The sequence below is a fragment of the Chitinophaga alhagiae genome (assembly GCF_003568665.1).
In the GTDB taxonomy this organism is placed as follows: domain Bacteria; phylum Bacteroidota; class Bacteroidia; order Chitinophagales; family Chitinophagaceae; genus Chitinophaga; species Chitinophaga alhagiae.
Window position 1 is genome coordinate 126,922 of record NZ_QXMH01000003.1, and the last position, 18,469, is coordinate 145,390.

Below are 18,469 nucleotides of genomic sequence, written 5' to 3' on the forward strand. Positions count from 1 at the left end.
TCTTGCGTTTACACCAGTTGCAAGGCGTATAAATGCTTATTGATAAAGTCTATTTCTTCCGGCAGTAATTTTACATCAATGGCTTTGGCGTTCTGTACAGCCTGGTCTGCATTGCGCGCGCCTACCAGGGCTACGGTAATACCCGGGCGCTCAATGGTCCAGCGGATCACCAGCTGCGCCAGCGTAGCGTTCTTTTTTTCCGCCAGCGGTTTGATGAGCGCCAGGAAGGCGTTGATGCGGGCAATATTGTCAGGCTGGTAGAACCGGGTGGTGGGGCGGTGGTCTCCTTCGCCAAAGGCATGGCCCGGCTTGATCTTGCCCGTGAGGATGCCACGCTGCAGCGGGCTGTAGGCCAGAATGCCCTTGCCGTTCTCTATGCACCAGGGTTTTACTTCCTGCTCAATAGTTCTTTCCACCATGCTGAACGGCACCTGGTTGGAGGCCAGCTTCACCACGCTGTTGGCCCGTTCCATTTGTTCCACGTTGTAGTTGCAAACGCCCGCGGCCCGTATCTTGCCCTGCTCCTGCAGGCGCAGTACCGCCTCAAAGGTTTCTTCTATGGGCGTGGTCTCATCTGCCCAGTGGATCTGGTACAGGTCAATGTAATCCGTGCCCAGGCGGCGCAGGCTGTCTTCACATTCCTTTATGACACTTTCTTTGCCGGCGTATTTGTAAATATCAATGTCTTCGTTGTTGTTGTTCTTGCTTTTGACGTTGAATTTGCCTTTGGTGCCTTCCCAGGTGAGGCCGAATTTGGTGAGTATCTGCACCTTGCTGCGCGGTATGCCTTTCAGGGCTTCGCCCACAATTTCTTCACTGGTGCCCTGGCCGTAAATAGGCGCCGTGTCAATAGACGTAACGCCCTGGTCTATGGAGGCGCGGATGGCCTCCGTAGCGCCTTTCCGTTCTGTGCCGCCCCACATCCAGCCGCCAATGGCCCATGCGCCGAAGGTAATAGCTGATAACTGCAAATTGCTTTCTCCTAATTGTCTGTATTCCATACTTGTAATTTTTGCGCTAAAGTAGTCATTCCGCCCAGCTCATCACATACTCCCTGTCTTCAATATCAAGCGCCTGCCGGGTGATCTGCAGCGGGTGGAAGGTGTCTACCATTACAGCCAGCTCTTTTGTTTCCTTTGCACCCAGGCTTTTTTCAACGGCGCCGGGGTGCGGCCCATGCGGGATACCGGCGGGGTGCAGGGTGATCATGCCGCGGGTTACATGCTTGCGGCTCATGAAGTCACCGTCTACATAATACAGCACTTCATCACTGTCTATATTACTATGATTATAGGGCGCGGGCACGGCCAGCGGGTGATAGTCAAACAGGCGGGGGCAGAAAGAGCACACCACAAAATTGTGGCCTTCAAAGGTCTGATGCACCGGCGGCGGCTGGTGTACCCGCCCGGTGATAGGCTCAAAATCGTGAATGGACAGTGCGAAGGGATATTCGCAGCCGTCCCAGCCCACCACGTCAAACGGGTGATGCCCGTAATGGATGGGGTACATCACGCCTTTCTTTTTGATAAGGATAACAAAATCTCCCGCCTGATCGATGGTTTGAAGGTGCTGCGGCTGGCGGATGTCCCGCTCGCAGAAGGGAGCGTTTTCCAGCAGCTGGCCGTACTGGCTGAGGTAACGCTTCGGGAAGCGGAGCGGGCTGAAAGACTCAACAATGAACAGGCGGTTTTGCGTATTGGAAAACTCCAGCTGGTAAATGGTGCCGCGTGGAATAACGAGGTAATCACCGTAGCCGAACGTGATCTGGCCGTATTGGGTGCGCAGCACGCCGCTGCCTTCGTGCATGAACAGCAGCTCATCCGCATCCGCGTTCTTGTAAAAATAATCCTTGTTACCCTGTTGCGGCGCCGCCAGGGAAATATGGCAATCGCTGTTCACCAGTACAGGTTTGCGGCTTTGCAGGTAGTCTGCTTCCGGCTGCAGGTTAAAACCCTGGAAACTGCGGTGTTTCAGCATTTTTTCTTCCGCTACCGCAGGCGTTACCACGTAAGGCTCCCCTACTTTCACAATTTCCGTGGGCGGGTGGCAGTGATACAGTAACGAATAGTGGGAAGAAAAACCCTCCGTGGAAAACAGTTGCTCCGAATACAGCCCGCCGTCCGGCTTGCGGAACTGTGTGTGCCGCTTGTGCGGGACCTGCCCGAGCGTATGGTAATGTGGCATAATGACTTTTTGAATACAACAATTAACTGCGGAAATAGATGCAGTGAAGCGGTAACAAGATTGTTATAAACGGGAAGCGCGGAAGGGGTTATAACGCCGAATCCATGGCCAGGGTAGCCATGAGGAAGCAATAGTTGCTCTGGTTCTTATATATCAGCGAGGAATGCATGTTGTAAACCTGCGTTAAAAGTATGGTTATTTTCTGGAATGGGAGAAAAGATTTTTTTCTCAGTTATTTGCTGCAGGCGGGTATCTACATGAGCTATATGTTACTGTCCGCGTTCCTGGTACAAGGTCCGTTCAGCAGCGCGGAAGACCCTGTAGACTTTGAAGCGGCCCGCTCCTGCAGCAAATATCTTCCCACCACAAGATTAGTCATCAAATTGTCATAATACACCCCTCCTCTGCCCGGCCGGAGACAGTAATATAGGCGTAGACGTAGTGCTGACAAGCATCGTCCCTTTTTTGATATTTTCTAATTTTTTCCCTCCCCCATTGCATTTTCACTTTAAATGTTACACCTTTGTAACGTAAAAGTCATAAAATCAATAGTGCGTATCCACCATCCACATATTACCCGTAATGCTTCCCTCTCCACTGGAGCGTTCAGCACTATTATTACCACCACAACCATTACAACCCCATCGCGGGGTTAATTTTCTCATATCGTCCACCGGCCAGGTAAACTGGTACACTTAGGCAAAAGGTTGCCTTATTTCTGATCCAATATTTTCTTTTCATGCAAGTTTTAAAATTCGGGGGTACTTCCGTTGGCAGTACCCAGGCTATAGAGCAGGTCTGCAACATTGTAGCGCAATATAAACGGAAAAGCACACTGGTACTGGTTGTATCTGCCATGAGCGGCACTACGGACAAACTGATCCAATGCGGGCAGCTGGCCGGCCTGCAGCAGGAGCAATACAAAAGCCTGTTACAGGAAATCGAGGACAGGCACCTGGACACCATCCGCGGCCTGTTCCCCATTACCATGCAAAGCAGCCTGCTCAGCCAGGTAAAAAAACAGCTTAATCAATTGGAGTCCCTGTGTGACGGTATTTTCCAGGTAGGCGAGCTCAGCAAACGGTCGCTGGACAAGATCATGAGCTTTGGAGAACTGCTCTCCTCCTGGATGGTAGCTGAAAAGCTGAAGCAGATGAAGCTTTCCGCCGCCTGGAAAGACAGCCGGGAGCTGATTGCCACAGACGCGCAGTTTGGCCATGCGCTGGTAGACTTTGAAACCACAGACCACCAGATCACCGGTTTTTTTCAGCACCAGAACGCGCACATAGTAGTGCTGCCGGGCTTCATAGCCGCCTCCGCCGGCAAGGAGACCACCACCCTGGGCCGCGGCGGCTCCGATTACACCGCCGCCATTGTGGCCGCGGCCATGGACGCCAGCGTACTGGAAATATGGACGGACGTAAGCGGCATGATGACGGCAGACCCGCGCCTGGTGCCGCAGGCCATCCCCATTCCGCAGATCTCTTATGAAGAGGCCATGGAGCTTTCCCACTTCGGCGCCAAAGTAATTTATCCGCCCACCATACAACCTGTCATGAACCGCCGTATCCCTATCTGGATCAAGAACACTTTTGCCGCGGACGACTACGGCACCCTGATACAGGACAACGGGGAAAAAGCCTATCCCGTTACCGGCATCTCCGGCATCCAGAAAATAGCGCTGCTCACCCTGGAAGGCAGCGGCATGGTGGGCATCCCCGGCTTTTCCAAACGGCTCTTTGACGCGCTGCTGCGCGAAAAGGTGAACGTGATACTCATCACCCAAAGCTCTTCCGAACACTCCATTACCGTAGGCGTGCATGAAGATGACATGCTGAAAGCCAAGATAGGCATAGACAGCGAGTTTGTGCAGGAAATACACGACAAGCGCATTGAGCCCCTCATTGTCGAAAAAGACCTGGCCATTGTGGCCGTAGTGGGAGACAATATGAAAAACCATCACGGCATGAGCGGCAAGCTCTTCGGCGCGCTGGGCCGCAACGCCATCAACGTGCGCGCCATTGCCCAGGGCTCTACCGAAAAGAACATCTCCGCCGTAATAGGCAAGAGCGATGTGCGCAAGGCGCTCAACGTGATACACGAAGCCTTCTTTGAATCGGAAACCCGGCAGGTGAACGTATTTGTGGCCGGTACCGGCAATGTGGGCGGCAAGCTGCTGGAACAGCTCCAGCTGCAGCAATCCTACCTGCAAAAGGAACTGGGGCTGCAGGTGCGTGTAATAGCGCTGGCCAACAGCCGCAAAATGCGCTTTTCCGAAAGCGGCATCCAGCTGGGTAAATGGAAAGAAGAGCTGGAAGCCGGCCATGAAATGGACCTTGAACAGTTCATGCAGCGCGTGCAGAGCATGAACCTGCGCAACAGCGTGTTTGTAGACAATACCGCCAGCGAAAACGTGGCAGACGTGTACAGCACCTTTCTGCAGCATGGCATTTCCGTAGTGACCTGCAATAAAATAGCCTGCTCTTCCGAATACGCCAATTATAAAAAGCTGAAAGACCTGGCCCGCAAGTTCAATGCCTCTTTCCTTTTTGAGACCAACGTGGGCGCCGGCCTGCCGGTGATCAACACGCTGAACGACCTGGTGCGCAGCGGGGACAAGGTGCAGACCATAGAAGCCGTGCTGAGCGGCAGCCTCAACTTCGTGTTCAACAACTTTGTGAACGGCGCCAGCTTCCGCGAAGTAGTGAAAGCCGCGCAAGATGAGGGCTACACCGAACCGGACCCGCGCATAGACCTCAGCGGCAAAGACGTGATGCGCAAAATACTCATCCTGGCCCGGGAAAGCGGCGCGGAGCTGGAAATGGAAGATATCGTGAACCACTCCTTCCTGCCGGATGAAGCCCTTCACGCCAAAGATGTACCCGCCTTTTATGAGCAGTTGGACGTGCATGCCGCGCATTTCGGCAAACTGCTGAAAGCGGCCGCGGACAAGGGAGAGCGACTGAAATTCGTAGCGCGGTACCATAACGGGGAGGCATCCGTAGGGCTGCAGTCCGTTGGCCCGCAGCACCCTTTCTACCAGCTGGAAGGGAAAGACAACATTGTGCTTTTCACCACCCACCGCTACTCCGCCCAGCCGCTCATCGTAAAAGGCGCTGGCGCCGGTGCGGACGTAACCGCCTCCGGCATATTTGCAGACATTATCAGAACCGTTCGATAAAAATTATATGAGCCAACAGAACAAACAATCCGTTAAGGTATTTGCCCCCGCCACTGTGGCCAACGTTGCCTGCGGCTTTGACATCATAGGCCTGGCGCTGGAAAGCACGGGAGATGAAATGGAGATACGCCGCAGCGAAACGCCCGGCGTGCGCATTACCGGCATAGAAGGCGCGGACCTTCCGCTGGAGGCCTCCCAGAACGTGGCCGGCGTGGCCTTGCAGGCATTGCTGCAGGAATACGGGCAGCCGGAGTTGGGCCTGGAAGTGTTTATCCGCAAGCTGATACAGCCCGGCAGCGGCATCGGCTCCAGCGCGGCCAGCGCGGCCGGGGCGGTAGCCGGCGCCAACATATTGCTGAACAACCACTTTTCTCCCGAGGCCCTGGTACGCTTTGCCATGGAAGGGGAACGCCTGGCCTGCGGCACCCCGCATGCGGACAATGTAGCGCCGGCCATTATGGGCGGCTTTACGCTGGTGCGCAGCTATCAGCCGCTGGACGTGGTACGCCTGCATACGCCGGAAGACCTCTGGGTAACCGTTATACATCCACAGATAGAAGTAAAAACATCTGACGCCCGCGGCATTCTCAAACAGCAGGTATTGCTCAAAGACGCCATCCGCCAGTGGGGCAACGTAGGCGCGCTGGTAGCCGGCCTGTACCGGGAAGACTATGCCCTCATCAGCCGCTCCCTGGAAGATGTGATCGTAGAGCCCATACGCGCCATACTCATTCCCGCGTTCTATGACCTGAAGCTGCGCTGCAAAGACGCCGGCGCCCTGGGCGGCGGTATTTCCGGCAGCGGGCCTTCCGTGTTCATGCTCAGCAAAGGGGAAAACAATGCCCGCGCCGTAGCGGCCATGATGGAAGAAATTTACGCGCCCCTGGGTGTGGATTATAAAATTTATGTGTCCCGGATCAGCACTTCCGGCGTAAAAGAAATATAGAACATGCAGTATTACAGCTTACAGAACCATCAGCACCGTGTTTCGTTCCGTGAGGCCGTGGTGCGCGGGCTTGCGCCAGACAAAGGCCTGTACTTCCCGGCCGAGATACCGAAACTGGGGAAAGCGAACTTTATAGACCGGCTGGAAGAATATGACCCGCTTTACATTGCCTTCAAGGCCATTGAACCTTTTGTGGGAGAAGATATACCGGAACATCACCTGAAACAGATCATCCGGGAAACCCTTTCGTTCCCCTTCCCCCTGCGCGAAGTGGAGGAAAACGTATATGCCCTGGAGTTATTTCACGGCCCTACCCTGGCGTTCAAAGACGTAGGCGCGCGCTTTATGGCAGGTTGCCTGGGTTATTTCCGCCGTGGCAGCAGCCAGCCGGTAACCGTGCTGGTAGCCACCTCCGGAGATACCGGCGGCGCCGTGGCGCATGGTTTCTATGATGTACCGGGCGTGGAAGTGGTGATACTCTACCCTTCGGGCAAGGTGAGCGACCTGCAGGAAAAACAGCTCACCACCCTGGGCCGCAACATCCGCGCCCTGGAGATCAACGGCAGCTTTGATGATTGCCAGCGCATGGTGAAAACCGCCTTCCTGGACGAAGAGCTGCAGGCCGTGCGCCCGCTTACCTCCGCCAATTCCATCAACGTGGCCCGCTGGCTGCCGCAGATGTTCTATTACTTTATGGCATACCGCAAGGTGAAGCAGTTCAAAAAAGAAACGGTGATCTCCGTGCCCAGCGGCAACTTCGGCAACATCTGCTCCGGCATGATGGCCGCCGCCATGGGCCTGCCCATTACACACTTTGTGGCCTCCACCAACGTGAACGATACGGTGCCCCGCTTCTTCACCAGCGGGCAATACGAGCCGCTGGCCGCCATCCCCACCCTTTCCAACGCTATGGATGTGGCGGACCCCAGCAACTTTGTACGCATCCTGCAGCTTTTTGCGCAAAATGAAAGGGCGCTGAAAGCCAGCCTCACCGCCTACTCCTTTACAGACGCGGACACCGTGGCCGCCATGGAAAAGGTGTTCGAAGAGCGCCAGTACCTGCTGGAACCGCATGGTGCCGTGGGGTACCTGGGGCTGAAAAAATACATGCAGCAACATCCCAACTACACCGGCATTTTCCTGGAAACAGCGCACCCCGTGAAGTTCACCAACACCATGCCCGCCAGCCTGGCCGGCAAGGTCAGCATCCCTGAGCGCGTGCAGGCCCTGTTCAGCCAGCAAAAACAGGCGGTGAAAATGGACGCGGACTATGCGCAGATGAAGGCCTGGCTCATGAAAACGGACTGACGCCGGCATTTTTGTTATGCCGTATTTCTTCCATATGTTTGCGGGTAATGAAATACGTTTTGATCGTTTTGGTATTTTTTGTTGCCTGCCAGCCATCCGGGCAGGAGCAAAAAAATACGGTGGCGGATACAGATTCCCTGGCCACCGCCATCCGCAATATACGGGCAGACCTGGCCGTGCGGCCGGGCGACCCGGAGCTGCGGGTGTACCTGGCCAATGCCCTGGCGGAACACGGGGAATATGCCGCGGCAGACAGTGTGGCCGCCATACTGGCGCAAGACACCGCACAGGCATACCGTGCGCATTACATCAGGGCGCTGGTGGCCATTTTCCGGGCAGACACCACTACCACCATCCGGCACCTTTCGGCGGCCATTGCCCTGAAAGGCGCCGCCAGTGAGTATGAAGCGGTGATGATGGCGGCAGACCTGCTGCTGCAGCGCGGCGCCGCCAGGGAGGCCCTGCCCTACTACGAGCTGGCCTATACCATAGACTCCACGTCTGCCGAGGCCCTGTACGGCGCGGGCCGCAGCCAGGAGCAACTGGGCCGCTGGCAGAAAGCCGCGGCGCAATACCAGCGGGCCATACAGGTAAACCCCGCTTTCAGCCCCGCTTACATTGCCATGGGGCAAGCCGAAGAAACCAGCGGTAACACCGCGGCCGCGCTCAACTTCTTTAACCTGGCCGCCAAAGCAGACCCTACGGACGCAGACGCTTTTTACCACCGTGGCAAGGCCCTGCTGAAACTGGGCAACCGGCCGGCGGGCATGGACGATCTTACCAAAGCCCTTTCGTTCCGTAAACAGTTCCCTGCTGCAAAAGCCCTGCTGGATTCCGCAGTGGCCAACAATTTTCAGTAGGTTTGCATACAGCATAAATCATCAGCCCTTGGAAAAGACAACACCCATTATTGCACCGTCTCTGCTGGCCGCCAATTTTCTGCAACTGGAGCAGGAAGTGAACATGATCAACCGGAGTGAGGCCGCCTGGCTCCACCTGGACGTGATGGACGGCCGCTTTGTGCCCAACATCAGCTTTGGCCTGCCCGTGATAGCACAGGTATCCAAAATATGCAAAAAGGTATGTGACGTACACCTGATGATAGAAGAGCCTGAAAAATATGCGGAGGCCTTTGCCAAGGCCGGCGCCCAGGTGCTGTCCGTACACATAGAGGCCTGCCGCCACCTGCACCGCAACATCCAGCAGATCAAGGCGCTGGGCATGAAAGCCGGAGTAGCCGTTAACCCGCACACCCCGGTGAACCAGTTGGAAGATATTATCCGGGATATAGATGTGGTGCTGCTGATGAGCGTAAACCCCGGCTTCGGCGGGCAGCACTATATTGAGCACACCTATACAAAGATCAGGCAGGTAAAAGAAATGATCACGGCCAGCGGCTCCGTTGCGCTGATCGAAATAGACGGGGGCGTAACCCTGCAGAACGCCGCCGCCATTGTAGCCGCGGGTGCGGACATACTGGTGGCGGGCAGCACGGTATTCGGCTCCAAAGATCCCGTTGCCACCATCAGCGCGCTCAGGCACGCGGTTACTGCGCCAGCTGCAAAATAATTTCCTTGCTCAGGGGTTTGGTGAGGTAACCTTCCACAAACGTGAAGCGAGACACCCGTTCCCGGTCTTTCTCGTCAATAGAGGAAGTCAGCACGTACACTTTTATTTTACTGGGAAGGGTGCTGCGCACCGCATCAAATGCTTCCAGGAACTCCCACCCGTCCATAACGGGCATGTTGAGGTCCAGCAGAATGATGTCCGGCATAGCCCGCGCGTCATGCATGTTGGCGCGGATGTGGTCCAGTGCGTCTTGCGCGTCTGAAAAACGGCTGACAGCTTCAGAGATGCTCAATCTGTGCAGCATGATCTCGGTGATCTGCTGGTGAATGGGGTCATCATCTACTATAAAGATCGATTTTAACGGCTTCATAGATTACTATTCGGGTCTGAAGGTAATGATAAATTTGGTTCCTTTGCCCAGGCTGCTCTCTGCCGTGATACTGCCACCCATTGCTTCTATCTGGCTTTTGGTGATGAACAGCCCTATTCCTTTTGCATCTTTGTTTTTATGGAACGTTTTCCTGAACCCGAACAATTTGCCCCCGTAGCGCTCCATGTCTATGCCATGCCCGTTGTCTTCCGCCGTGAGCACAATGCCGCCATCTTCTACCCGGGTCTGGAAATGCAAGGCCGGCCGGCGTTCCGGGGAGCGGTACTTGATGGCGTTGGTGAGCAGGTTCTGCAAGATACTGTCCAGGTATATACGCGGGTACTCAATATGCGGCGCCTCCGTAAAGTCTGTGGTGATGCGGATGCCGCTGGTCTCAATGTCCACCAGCAGGATGTCTTTCACCTTCTGCAGCCGGTCTGCAAAGGCCAGCCGTTCCTTTTCCACGTTCAGGTCTTTCCGGATCTGCACTACTTCTATCAGGTCATTCAGGGTTTCGTCTATGTTGCGGATCACCTCCTGGAACATATTGTAGTACAGTTCTTTTTCCTCTTCCCCGTCTGTTTCGCTCATGATCTGCATCAGCGCTTTCATATTGGCAATGGGCGCGCGCAGGTTGTGGGAGGTGATGTGGGCAAAGTCTTCCAGCTGCTTGTTTTGGTTCACCAGGTATTTGTTGAGGGAAGACAGTTGCTCGTTGGCCTTGCGCAGCTCCCGCTGCATTTTTTTGCTGTCTGTAATGTTACGGGTGAAGATGGAGATGTTGCCATCCTGCATGGGCGCCAGCAGGAACTCGTACCATTTGTCCGGCACCGGCAGGTAGTTGGAGAAAGACACCGGCGCCTGCAGCTCCATGCATTGCTGTACCCGGGCATGAAAGGTAGAGCCCACCAGCATGGGAAATACTTCGAAAATGTTTTTGCCGATCACGGTGCCGTGGTCTACGATCTCCTGCGCCTTGCGGTTGATGAAGTTCACCTTGCCCTCCTTGTCCATTACGGCATAGCCCATGTCTATGGTGTCAAAGAACAGCCGCATCAGCTCGGTATTGCGGGTGAGCTGGTGTTTGATCTTGTATTGTTCAGTGATGTCCTGTATCACCCCGTAAATGCGGATGATGCGCCCGTTGCGGTATTCCGGTTTGCCGATGGTGCGGGCCTGCAAAATGTTGTTGCGGGCGGTGTGGATGGTTACCTGCAGGTCAAAGGCCTTGCCCCTTTCCATACAGGCCTTGAACGCCTGTTCTATTTTGGCGCGGGACTCAACGGTGAAGAAAGACAGGGCCTTTTCCATGGTCATGGCGGCGTAGGGCGGCAGCTCGTGTATCTTGTAGGTTTGCGCGCTCCACCGCATGGTGCGGGTTTGCATGTCTACTTCCCAGCCCCCTATTTTGCCCAGTTCCCCCGTTTGGGTCAGGAACTCGTGAGTTTTGTTGTTTTCCAGCTCCTGCCGCTTCTTTTCCGTGATATCGTTCACCAGGGCCACTACAATACGGTCTTTGTCTACCGGGTCTTCTACAGGGAACATGGTGAGGTCCAGGAACACTTCCCCCTCCATACCCGTGCCGGGCTGGCCGGGCAGGTAATCCAGCTTTTTCTCCAGCCGTACCATTTTGCCGTTCTGCAGCACCTGGGCAAAGAGGCGGTCCAGTTCGAACAGTTTGGAAAAAGGATCGTGGTGAAGGGCTGTGCTGGCCGGGCCTTCCGGCTCCTGCCAGGTGAAAAACCGCCGCTGCGTCTGGTTCACCCGGCGGATGAAGCCAAAATTGTCGAACTGGATGTAGCCCACGGGCAGGTGCTCCACAATGGTCTGCAGCAGGCGTTCGCTTTTTTCCAGGCTGAGCTGGGCCAGTTTCTTTTCTGTGATCTCGTTGAGGATGAGGAAGAGGCAGGTGATGTTGCCCTGGGCGTCCAGTACGGGAAAACCGGTGGTTTCGTAGTACATGGGGCGGATGCGGGTCACATTGTCATGCACTTCTTCCACATAGTGCAGGTACATTTCCCTTTTAACAGGCGCTTTCAGCTCCTTCACCTCCACCAGCAGGCTGTTGAGGCCGTTGCGGGCGTTGATGGGGTCTGCAAATATGTTGTAGGGCTCATTTTTCGCGGCCGGGTGGTCGGCCCCCAGCATGCGCCGCAGGGCGCCGTTCATATTGCGGTGCCAGCCCTCCGCCGTCAGTTCATGCAGGCCTACGGGCAGGTTTTCCAGCACGCTGCGGAAGAACAGCTCGTTTTCCCGGGCCTCTACCTCCTGCTGTACGTTGCGGGCCACCATCATCACCATGTCTGCCTGGCCGTTCCCGGCGCAAAGGGGGCTGAAACTGGTCTGGTAATGCCGGGGCGGGTCGCCAAAAGCCAATACGGTATTGAAACGCTCACCCTCCAGGGCGCGCCGCCATTTATTCAGCAATAGTTCGGCCAGGTGGGGACAGGCATCACAGATCTTTTGCAGGCTGTCTCCCCCCGTCAGTTCAAAGCCCAGGAGTTTACGGTTCTCTTCCGCAAAGGCACGGTTGACGGCTATCAGCTGTAACTGCCGGTCAAAAACGGCCGCAGGGTCAGGCAAGGCCTCCACTACCTGGCGCAGCAGGGCATTGTTCATGGAGCACTTCAATTTGGCATAGGCACTTGGAATGAGGCCAAATGTAACAATTATATTATACAAATTCATGCTATCAGCAAGCGAATACAGTGATTTCAAAAAATTCACATAGGTATTCTTGGGGAGCGTGCCTACTTTAAATATCTTTGAAGCGGAAAACAAACAGACAACTTTTTACGTTAAATTATAGCAAATTAAAAATCAAGCAACAGGATGAAAGTATTAATAATCATGGGCTCCGAGAGTGACAAACCGGTGATGCAGGAATCTCAGAATTTTTTACAGTTTTTTGGTATAGAAAGCGAGCTGGTGGTGGCATCTGCTCACCGTAACCCTGACAAAGTGCGGGAACTGGTGATCAATGCGCAACCGCAGGGTTATGGTGTGATTATTGCAGCAGCAGGCATGGCGGCAGCCCTGCCGGGTGTTGTATCCGCATATACTTCCCTTCCCGTACTGGGCGTTCCCCTGGATGGAGGATTGCCCGGCGGTATAGACGCCCTTTATTCAATTGTACAAATGCCCGCCGGCCTGCCTGTTGGCACCCTGGCAGTAGGAAAGGCCGGCGCCAGGAATGCAGCAGTACTGGCCGCACGCATATTAGCCCTTGGCGACAAAAAGATCGCGGAACGCGTAGAAGCGTTCAAACAGAACGGATACCGGATCTAGTCACATCTTTTCACCGGGCCTCCGGGCCCGGTTTAACAATGTTCAGGTCCGATAATGCAGAAACTTAAATTGAACCGCACTTGACAGAATCTATCATTAACCTTGATAATGTAAACCCCATCGAGTTTTTTGGGGTCAACAACGGAAAGCTGGACTTGTTGAAAAAGAAGTTCCCATTGTTAAAGATCCTCAGCCGGGGCACACAGATCAAACTCTCCGGCGCCCCGGAAGAAGTGGCCACGGCCCGGGAGAAGATAGGGCAGATTGTCAGTTACCTGGAAAGGAACGGGCACCTCAGCGAAAACTACTTTGAGCAGATACTGGGAGATGAAGAAGGGACCGGCATTGACCATTTCAAAGACCGGAACCCCAATGAAGTGCTGGTATTTGGGCCCAACGGCCGTACGGTACGCGCCAAAACGGCCAACCAGAAAAAAATGGTAGCCCTGGCAGACAAGAACGACATTGTATTTGCCATAGGCCCCGCCGGTACCGGTAAAACCTATACCGCCGTGGCATTGGCAGTAAGGGCGCTCAAAAACAAGGCCGTAAGAAAGATCATTCTGACCCGCCCCGCGGTAGAAGCAGGTGAAAGCCTGGGTTTTTTGCCGGGAGACCTGAAAGAAAAGATCGACCCTTACCTGCGCCCCCTCTATGATGCGCTGGACGATATGATCCCCGCTGACAAGCTCAGCTATTTCATGACCAACAGGATCATCGAGATAGCCCCCCTGGCTTATATGCGCGGCCGTACGCTGGACAATGCCTTTATTCTGCTGGATGAAGCGCAGAACTCCACAGATCTCCAGATGAAGATGTTCCTGACCCGTATTGGCGCCAACGCCAAAGCCATTATTACGGGAGACCTGACGCAGATAGACCTGCCCAAGAACCAGAAAAGCGGGCTGGGGAAAGCCACCCGTATTTTGAAGAATATTGAGGGCATCGGCTACCTGGAACTGGATGAGGAAGATGTAGTGCGCCACCGCCTGGTAAAGGCCATCATCAGGGCTTACGACGCAAATAAGGAAGATCACAATTAACAGTATATTAACAGCGGTTGTTGTAAGTTGTGCAATTGAGCGATTCCTGCTAATTTTGACAATGACATTATAACTTTAACCTATCAACCACATGAGCTATTACAGGCGAATTGTATATATGGTGTGCGTGTCGGGGGCTATTATTTTCAGCAGCTGCAAAAAGCGGCCTGAACCGCAGGAAGTGGCCCTTCAATTCATGCACGCCATCCAGGAATCGAATTTTGAACGTGCAAAGGAATACGCTACCAAGGAATCACAACAGGTAATACTGCTCTACTCCATTTTTGACGGTAAACGCAACGAGAACGAAAGAGAGAAGATCAAGAATGCCCAGCTTGAAGTAGTGGACCATAAAGAAGAAGGGGACAAAGCCACGGTAACCATCCTCAATTCTTCCGCCAGCCAGCAGGAAACCCTGCAGCTGGTCAAAGAAAGCGGTCAATGGAAAATATCCCTCACGCTTGAAAGCATCCTTCCTACCTATGTAGCGCCCGGAACCATGGACATGAACATGACCCCGCCGGCTACGGATTCTGCTGTCACCAAATGATATTCCTTTCCCGCATAAAACACTAAAAACCACAGGTCCTTTTACATTTTTTATAGCAATTCCGGGGTTTGTTCCTTAATTTTGCGCCGTCAGCAAACCGGCTGCCGCATTCCTGATCAAAAATTTACCGCGGCCCACGGCTATCCGCTGCACGAGATTGTATACTTTTAAATGAAGCATTGAATGATGACAACGAATCCCTGGCACAATGTGAGCCCTGGCGATAATGCACCCCATGTAGTAACCGGTATTATTGAAATACCCAAAGGCTCCCGCGCCAAATATGAACTGGACAAGGAAAGTGGATTGCTGAAACTGGACCGTGTACTGTATTCCTCCGTATACTACCCGGCCAACTACGGGTTCATTCCTAAAACTTATTGCGATGACAATGACCCGCTGGACATTCTCATCCTCTCCCAGATAGATTGCGTACCCCTGTGCATCATGGACGCCAAGGTGATCGGCGTCATGCAGATGATAGACGGCGGGGAAGCGGACGATAAAATTATTGCCGTAGCCGCGCACGATATGAGCATTAACCACATTAACGACATATCCGAGCTGCCCCCGCATTTCATTGAAGAAATGCGCCACTTCTTTGAAGAGTACAAAAAGCTGGAAAACAAGACCGTAAAGGTGGAAGAGTTCCAGAACAAGGAGAAGGCCGAACAGATCATCCTGGAGGCGTTCAAATTGTACGATACCACGTTCGGTAACAAACAATAAGAAATTTTTTACAGATAAGCAAAGGGGCTGGCCGGGGGCCGGCCCCTTTCTGTTTCAGATAGTATTTTCACATCCGTTTACCCCATCTTTCCTTCGCTTCTCGTTCGCTTCTCCTTCGCTTCTCGTTCGCTTGAGGTTCGGTCAAAGTATAATGGTAAAATAGTATCAGTTATGCAAACAATCTTTTGATCAGCCGCAACTGGTGCGTTCTTAACCCGGTATCCGCATTCACGATACCCTGATGGTCAATAGGGTCTATCCGCACCCTGCCGGCGGCGTGGATGATCTCATGATCGCTGAGCAGCAGGCCCACGTGGGTGATCCTGCCCGCTTCATTGTCAAAGAAAGCCAGGTCTCCGGGCCGTGCTTCCTGCAGCAGTCCCACGTCCGCCCCCTGTGTGGCCTGCTGGTAAGCATCCCGCAGCAGCGGGATACCGAGCATTTTATACACGGATTGGGTAAACCCGGAGCAATCCACCCCGAAAACGCTTTTTCCGCCCCATAAATAGGCCGTATTCAGAAAGTTATGGGCTATACCGCTCCAGGCCGCCTCAGGCGCAACAGGGGCCTGCCAGGGGGTAATACCGGCCACCGGCTCCACCAGGTAGTTGCCCCATTGCGGGTTTCCGAGCTTCAGCAGGCAGCTGTAAGGGATATGCATGGGGCGGCCGTTGATATGGACCACGGAAGCCCATTCCGCGGCAATATGCGTAGGCGGGGCATCAAATTCCTCTAACGTAATGATTGCCAGGTGAGAATAGGTCACCCATCCTTCGTACCCGTCTGCCTGCAACCGTACCTTTACCCAGCCCTCGGCATTAACGGTCTCTGTTTCAACACATTCCCCGAAAAGCGCCTGGGAAATGATCTCGCTTTTGTGGGAGGGTTCTGCCCGCATAGGCATCACAGGCACTATGGTAATCGCAAATGGCATGTTAATTGTTTAAATAATATGACGTGCTGGTGAACTTTTGACAAGAAAATGCGTAAATATAAATATAATAAGCTATGCACCTTCTGTTAAATAACCTGAATGATAAAGAGCTGTTGCTGCGGATCAGGAAGTTGCAAGACCGCGAGGCGGCCGGCGTGTTGCTGGACCGCTACAGCCATTTGCTGGTAGCCACCAGCCTGCCCAGGCTGGGCCCGGAGAAATCGGCAGAAGAAGCATTTCCCGCATTAACCCGCCAGCTGTTCACCCGCCTTCAGTCTTCTTACGGCAAAGTAAGCGATACTATTTACGAGATGGTGCAGTATTACTTCCACGGAGGGAGCAAAAGCCCGCTGCCTTACCCGCCATCCTCCCCTACAGCCATTCAGCGGCTGGAGAACCGGGTAGACCTTGCCGGTAACAACCCGATTGAAAAAGATACCATTGCCAGCCGGCTGGAAGAGGGCCTGAACACCCTCCAGCCGGAAGAACGCCAACTGGTAACCCGCTTCTATCTCGAACACCAGTCCCTCCAGGAGCTGGCCAAAGCACAACATACAACAACAGACAAGGTCAGGAATCACCTCAGGCAGATACGGAAAAAACTAGCTGCTCATTTGATGGACCAGCATTTATGAACAATCAAACACCCAGGCAGGAACGCATCCTGAAGATATTTACCCCTGTGCGCTGCATGAACAGGGACCAGCTGCTGCGGTACCAGCGCGGACAGATGACCGCTGTGGAAAAGCACCTGGTGGAGCAGCATATGGTAGATTGCGACCTTTGCCATCATGCCCTGATGGGGCTGGAAAACCCGAAAAACCACGAACCGTACGAACGGCTCAGCCAGCAGCTCAGCCTGTTCATACAACGGGAATACGCCCCCCCTCCGAAACAGCAGAAACAGCAAATAAGGCCTCCCCGTCAGGTAATGAGCCGGGAAAGCCTGCTCTCCTATTTCTGGGTGATCATGTTCATTGTTATTGGCGGCGGCAGCGTGTTCCTGCTGCAACAGCACCTCAAGAACCGCCCCGCCTTCCCGCTATTGCCGGCCAGGGCCGCGGAAACACTGGTGATACCGCCTGCTGCCCAGCCAGCCGCGGCCATTACAGCGGCGCCGCCGGAAGAAAAAAAGCCCGCTCCTGTTATACAGACCCACTACGGCAACCGGGATAGCCTGCAACGCAGGGTGGCCGCGCTCAGCGCTAAGGACTCCGCCCTGCTGAAGAAAAAAACGGCTAAAGATACGGTGCGCAAATCCGTTCCGGACTCCAGCTCCCGCGTGGCGCTGAAAGCCCCGCAGCCCCCCGTGGCCAAAGATACGCCCAAGCCCAGGGTAGAGAAACTGGCAGTGAACACCACGCCCATACAGCAAGACAAAGAAGAAAAAGCGCCCCCCAAAGAAACCGTGGAAAAAACGGAAGAAGAAACACCCAAAGCCACCCCGCCCCCTGTTAGCGGAGAAGAGGCCATGTACCGTGTAGCCATGCAGCTGAAACAGCAGGGAGACGTGAACGGCGCTATTAACCAGCTCAAAAAACTCTCCGGCAACAACCGTTATGAAGAGCGCGTGAAATACCAGCTGGCCATCCTGTACCGCAACAAAGGCCAGAACGGCAAGGCCCGCCGGCTGTTTAAAGATGTGGTAAAAATGGATGGCAACCTCAAATCACAGGCCCAGGCGGAACTTGATAACAAGAACTAACGGCGCCGGCCATACGGCAATAAAAAAGTTTATGGAATTTGTTCCGGCGCGCATCTTTACAGGGAACGCTATCTTTACACTGTGAATCATCCCAGCGAACAACAACTGACAGACCAGGAGCTGCTGCAACGGTACAGAACAGACGGCAACAGCAACTGGATAGGCATGCTTTTCGACCGTTATGCCATCCTGCTGCTGGGTTTATGCATGAAGTACCTGAAAAATGAAGAAGACGCGAGAGACAGTGTGCAGCAGATCTTCCTGAAGGTGCTGTCTGACATTCACCGGCACGATGTGGTGTATTTCAAGGCCTGGATCTACCAGGTGGCACGCAACCATTGCCTGATGCAATTGCGGCATCATAAGGACGTTGAGCTGAAGGAAAGCCATATGCCGGGCGCAGCGGAAATAGAAGACCACTCCGGGCATATGCAGAAAGACCTGCTGCTGGAAAACATGCAGGCGGCCATGGAGCTGCTGAACGAAGAACAGCGCACCTGCGTACGCCTCTTCTACCTGGAAAAGAAAAGCTACCAGGAAATTGCGGACCAGACGGGGTACAGCCTGCTGCAGGTAAAAAGTTACATCCAGAACGGGAAACGCAACCTGAAACTATTATTGGAGAAGTATAGTAAAAATAAGCGCTAACTTGCATTAGCGGA

Annotated in this window: 17 protein-coding genes; 12 read left to right on the forward strand and 5 right to left on the reverse strand. The window is 54.0% G+C overall.

The features are described 5' to 3' along the window. Positions 1-8: 8 nt before the first annotated feature. Positions 9-1,001, reverse strand: a complete 993-nt coding sequence (locus tag D3A97_RS16905) for an aldo/keto reductase (protein WP_119079716.1) — start codon at positions 999-1,001, stop codon at positions 9-11. 25 nt (positions 1,002-1,026) lie between these two features. Further along, entirely contained in the window at positions 1,027-2,184 is a 1,158-nt protein-coding gene (locus tag D3A97_RS16910; protein ID WP_119079717.1) for a homogentisate 1,2-dioxygenase, read from the reverse strand. A 739-nt stretch (positions 2,185-2,923) separates the two neighbouring features. On the opposite strand from D3A97_RS16910, the gene thrA reads away from it, so the two are divergent. From thrA to rpe, 5 genes are read left to right on the forward strand one after another with little or no spacing between them, the layout of a single operon-like run. Beyond that, positions 2,924-5,365, forward strand: a complete 2,442-nt coding sequence (gene thrA / locus D3A97_RS16920) for a bifunctional aspartate kinase/homoserine dehydrogenase I (RefSeq protein WP_119079719.1) — start codon at positions 2,924-2,926, stop codon at positions 5,363-5,365. Between the two features lie 7 nt (positions 5,366-5,372). Next, positions 5,373-6,311: a homoserine kinase gene (locus D3A97_RS16925; RefSeq protein ID WP_119079720.1), complete on the forward strand. Its 939-nt coding sequence runs from the start codon at positions 5,373-5,375 to the stop codon at positions 6,309-6,311. Positions 6,312-6,314: 3 nt separating this feature from the next. Continuing rightward, complete coding sequence (gene thrC, locus D3A97_RS16930) at positions 6,315-7,619, forward strand: threonine synthase (protein ID WP_119079721.1); 1,305 nt, start codon at positions 6,315-6,317, stop codon at positions 7,617-7,619. A 47-nt stretch (positions 7,620-7,666) separates the two neighbouring features. Beyond that, positions 7,667-8,479: a tetratricopeptide repeat protein gene (locus D3A97_RS16935; protein WP_119079722.1), complete on the forward strand. Its 813-nt coding sequence runs from the start codon at positions 7,667-7,669 to the stop codon at positions 8,477-8,479. 28 nt (positions 8,480-8,507) lie between these two features. Further along, positions 8,508-9,188, forward strand: coding sequence for a ribulose-phosphate 3-epimerase (gene rpe / locus D3A97_RS16940; protein ID WP_119079723.1), 681 nt, complete (start codon positions 8,508-8,510; stop codon positions 9,186-9,188). Here the strand turns inward: rpe and D3A97_RS16945 are convergent. Both D3A97_RS16945 and D3A97_RS16950 read right to left on the reverse strand, forming a co-directional pair. Next, positions 9,166-9,558, reverse strand: coding sequence for a response regulator (locus D3A97_RS16945; protein ID WP_119079724.1), 393 nt, complete (start codon positions 9,556-9,558; stop codon positions 9,166-9,168). The two genes, rpe and D3A97_RS16945, sit on opposite strands and share 23 nt — an antisense overlap. A 6-nt stretch (positions 9,559-9,564) precedes the next feature. Further along, positions 9,565-12,177 (reverse strand): PAS domain-containing protein, encoded by a 2,613-nt coding sequence (locus D3A97_RS16950; protein ID WP_198674038.1) that lies wholly within the window; start codon positions 12,175-12,177, stop codon positions 9,565-9,567. Between the two features lie 213 nt (positions 12,178-12,390). On the opposite strand from D3A97_RS16950, the gene purE reads away from it, so the two are divergent. The 4 genes from purE (at position 12,391) to D3A97_RS16970 (ending at position 15,168) form a co-directional block, all read left to right on the forward strand. Next, on the forward strand, positions 12,391-12,846 hold the full coding sequence (purE, locus tag D3A97_RS16955; RefSeq protein WP_119079726.1) for a 5-(carboxyamino)imidazole ribonucleotide mutase: 456 nt from the start codon (positions 12,391-12,393) through the stop codon (positions 12,844-12,846). 80 nt (positions 12,847-12,926) lie between these two features. After that, on the forward strand, positions 12,927-13,889 hold the full coding sequence (locus D3A97_RS16960) for a PhoH family protein (RefSeq protein WP_119079727.1): 963 nt from the start codon (positions 12,927-12,929) through the stop codon (positions 13,887-13,889). A gap of 91 nt (positions 13,890-13,980) precedes the next feature. Beyond that, on the forward strand, positions 13,981-14,439 hold the full coding sequence (locus D3A97_RS16965; RefSeq protein ID WP_119079728.1) for a DUF4878 domain-containing protein: 459 nt from the start codon (positions 13,981-13,983) through the stop codon (positions 14,437-14,439). A 183-nt stretch (positions 14,440-14,622) separates the two neighbouring features. After that, positions 14,623-15,168 carry an inorganic diphosphatase gene (locus D3A97_RS16970; protein WP_119079729.1) on the forward strand — a complete coding sequence of 182 codons (546 nt, stop codon included), beginning with the start codon at positions 14,623-14,625 and terminating at the stop codon, positions 15,166-15,168. Between the two features lie 169 nt (positions 15,169-15,337). Here the strand turns inward: D3A97_RS16970 and D3A97_RS16975 are convergent, their stop codons facing one another. Then, positions 15,338-16,102: a C40 family peptidase gene (locus D3A97_RS16975; protein ID WP_119079730.1), complete on the reverse strand. Its 765-nt coding sequence runs from the start codon at positions 16,100-16,102 to the stop codon at positions 15,338-15,340. Positions 16,103-16,176: 74 nt separating this feature from the next. Between D3A97_RS16975 and D3A97_RS16980 the strand changes: the two genes are divergently transcribed. The 3 genes from D3A97_RS16980 to D3A97_RS16990 all read left to right on the forward strand — a co-directional run bounded on the left by D3A97_RS16980 (position 16,177) and on the right by D3A97_RS16990 (position 18,455). After that, positions 16,177-16,737, forward strand: a complete 561-nt coding sequence (locus tag D3A97_RS16980; protein ID WP_119079731.1) for an RNA polymerase sigma factor — start codon at positions 16,177-16,179, stop codon at positions 16,735-16,737. Next, positions 16,734-17,807 carry a tetratricopeptide repeat protein gene (locus tag D3A97_RS16985; protein WP_119079732.1) on the forward strand — a complete coding sequence of 358 codons (1,074 nt, stop codon included), beginning with the start codon at positions 16,734-16,736 and terminating at the stop codon, positions 17,805-17,807. Before D3A97_RS16980 ends, D3A97_RS16985 begins: the two co-directional genes overlap by 4 nt. 81 nt (positions 17,808-17,888) lie before the next feature. Next, on the forward strand, positions 17,889-18,455 hold the full coding sequence (locus tag D3A97_RS16990) for an RNA polymerase sigma factor (protein WP_119079733.1): 567 nt from the start codon (positions 17,889-17,891) through the stop codon (positions 18,453-18,455). Positions 18,456-18,469: the final 14 nt, after the last annotated feature.

Bases quoted from the DNA above. Each gene is read 5' to 3' on its own strand.
- thrC (WP_119079721.1), top strand. From the start codon at position 6,315: ATGCAGTATTACAGCTTACAGAACCATCAGCACCGTGTTTCGTTCCGT.
- D3A97_RS16970 (WP_119079729.1), top strand. From the start codon at position 14,623: ATGATGACAACGAATCCCTGGCACAATGTGAGCCCTGGCGATAATGCA.
- D3A97_RS16975 (WP_119079730.1), bottom strand. From the start codon at position 16,102: ATGCCATTTGCGATTACCATAGTGCCTGTGATGCCTATGCGGGCAGAA.
- D3A97_RS16985 (WP_119079732.1), top strand. From the start codon at position 16,734: ATGAACAATCAAACACCCAGGCAGGAACGCATCCTGAAGATATTTACC.
- D3A97_RS16925 (WP_119079720.1), top strand. From the start codon at position 5,373: ATGAGCCAACAGAACAAACAATCCGTTAAGGTATTTGCCCCCGCCACT.
- thrA (WP_119079719.1), top strand. From the start codon at position 2,924: ATGCAAGTTTTAAAATTCGGGGGTACTTCCGTTGGCAGTACCCAGGCT.
- purE (WP_119079726.1), top strand. From the start codon at position 12,391: ATGAAAGTATTAATAATCATGGGCTCCGAGAGTGACAAACCGGTGATG.
- D3A97_RS16905 (WP_119079716.1), bottom strand. From the start codon at position 1,001: ATGGAATACAGACAATTAGGAGAAAGCAATTTGCAGTTATCAGCTATT.
- D3A97_RS16980 (WP_119079731.1), top strand. From the start codon at position 16,177: ATGCACCTTCTGTTAAATAACCTGAATGATAAAGAGCTGTTGCTGCGG.
- D3A97_RS16910 (WP_119079717.1), bottom strand. From the start codon at position 2,184: ATGCCACATTACCATACGCTCGGGCAGGTCCCGCACAAGCGGCACACA.
- D3A97_RS16935 (WP_119079722.1), top strand. From the start codon at position 7,667: ATGAAATACGTTTTGATCGTTTTGGTATTTTTTGTTGCCTGCCAGCCA.
- D3A97_RS16965 (WP_119079728.1), top strand. From the start codon at position 13,981: ATGAGCTATTACAGGCGAATTGTATATATGGTGTGCGTGTCGGGGGCT.
- D3A97_RS16945 (WP_119079724.1), bottom strand. From the start codon at position 9,558: ATGAAGCCGTTAAAATCGATCTTTATAGTAGATGATGACCCCATTCAC.
- D3A97_RS16950 (WP_198674038.1), bottom strand. From the start codon at position 12,177: ATGAACAATGCCCTGCTGCGCCAGGTAGTGGAGGCCTTGCCTGACCCT.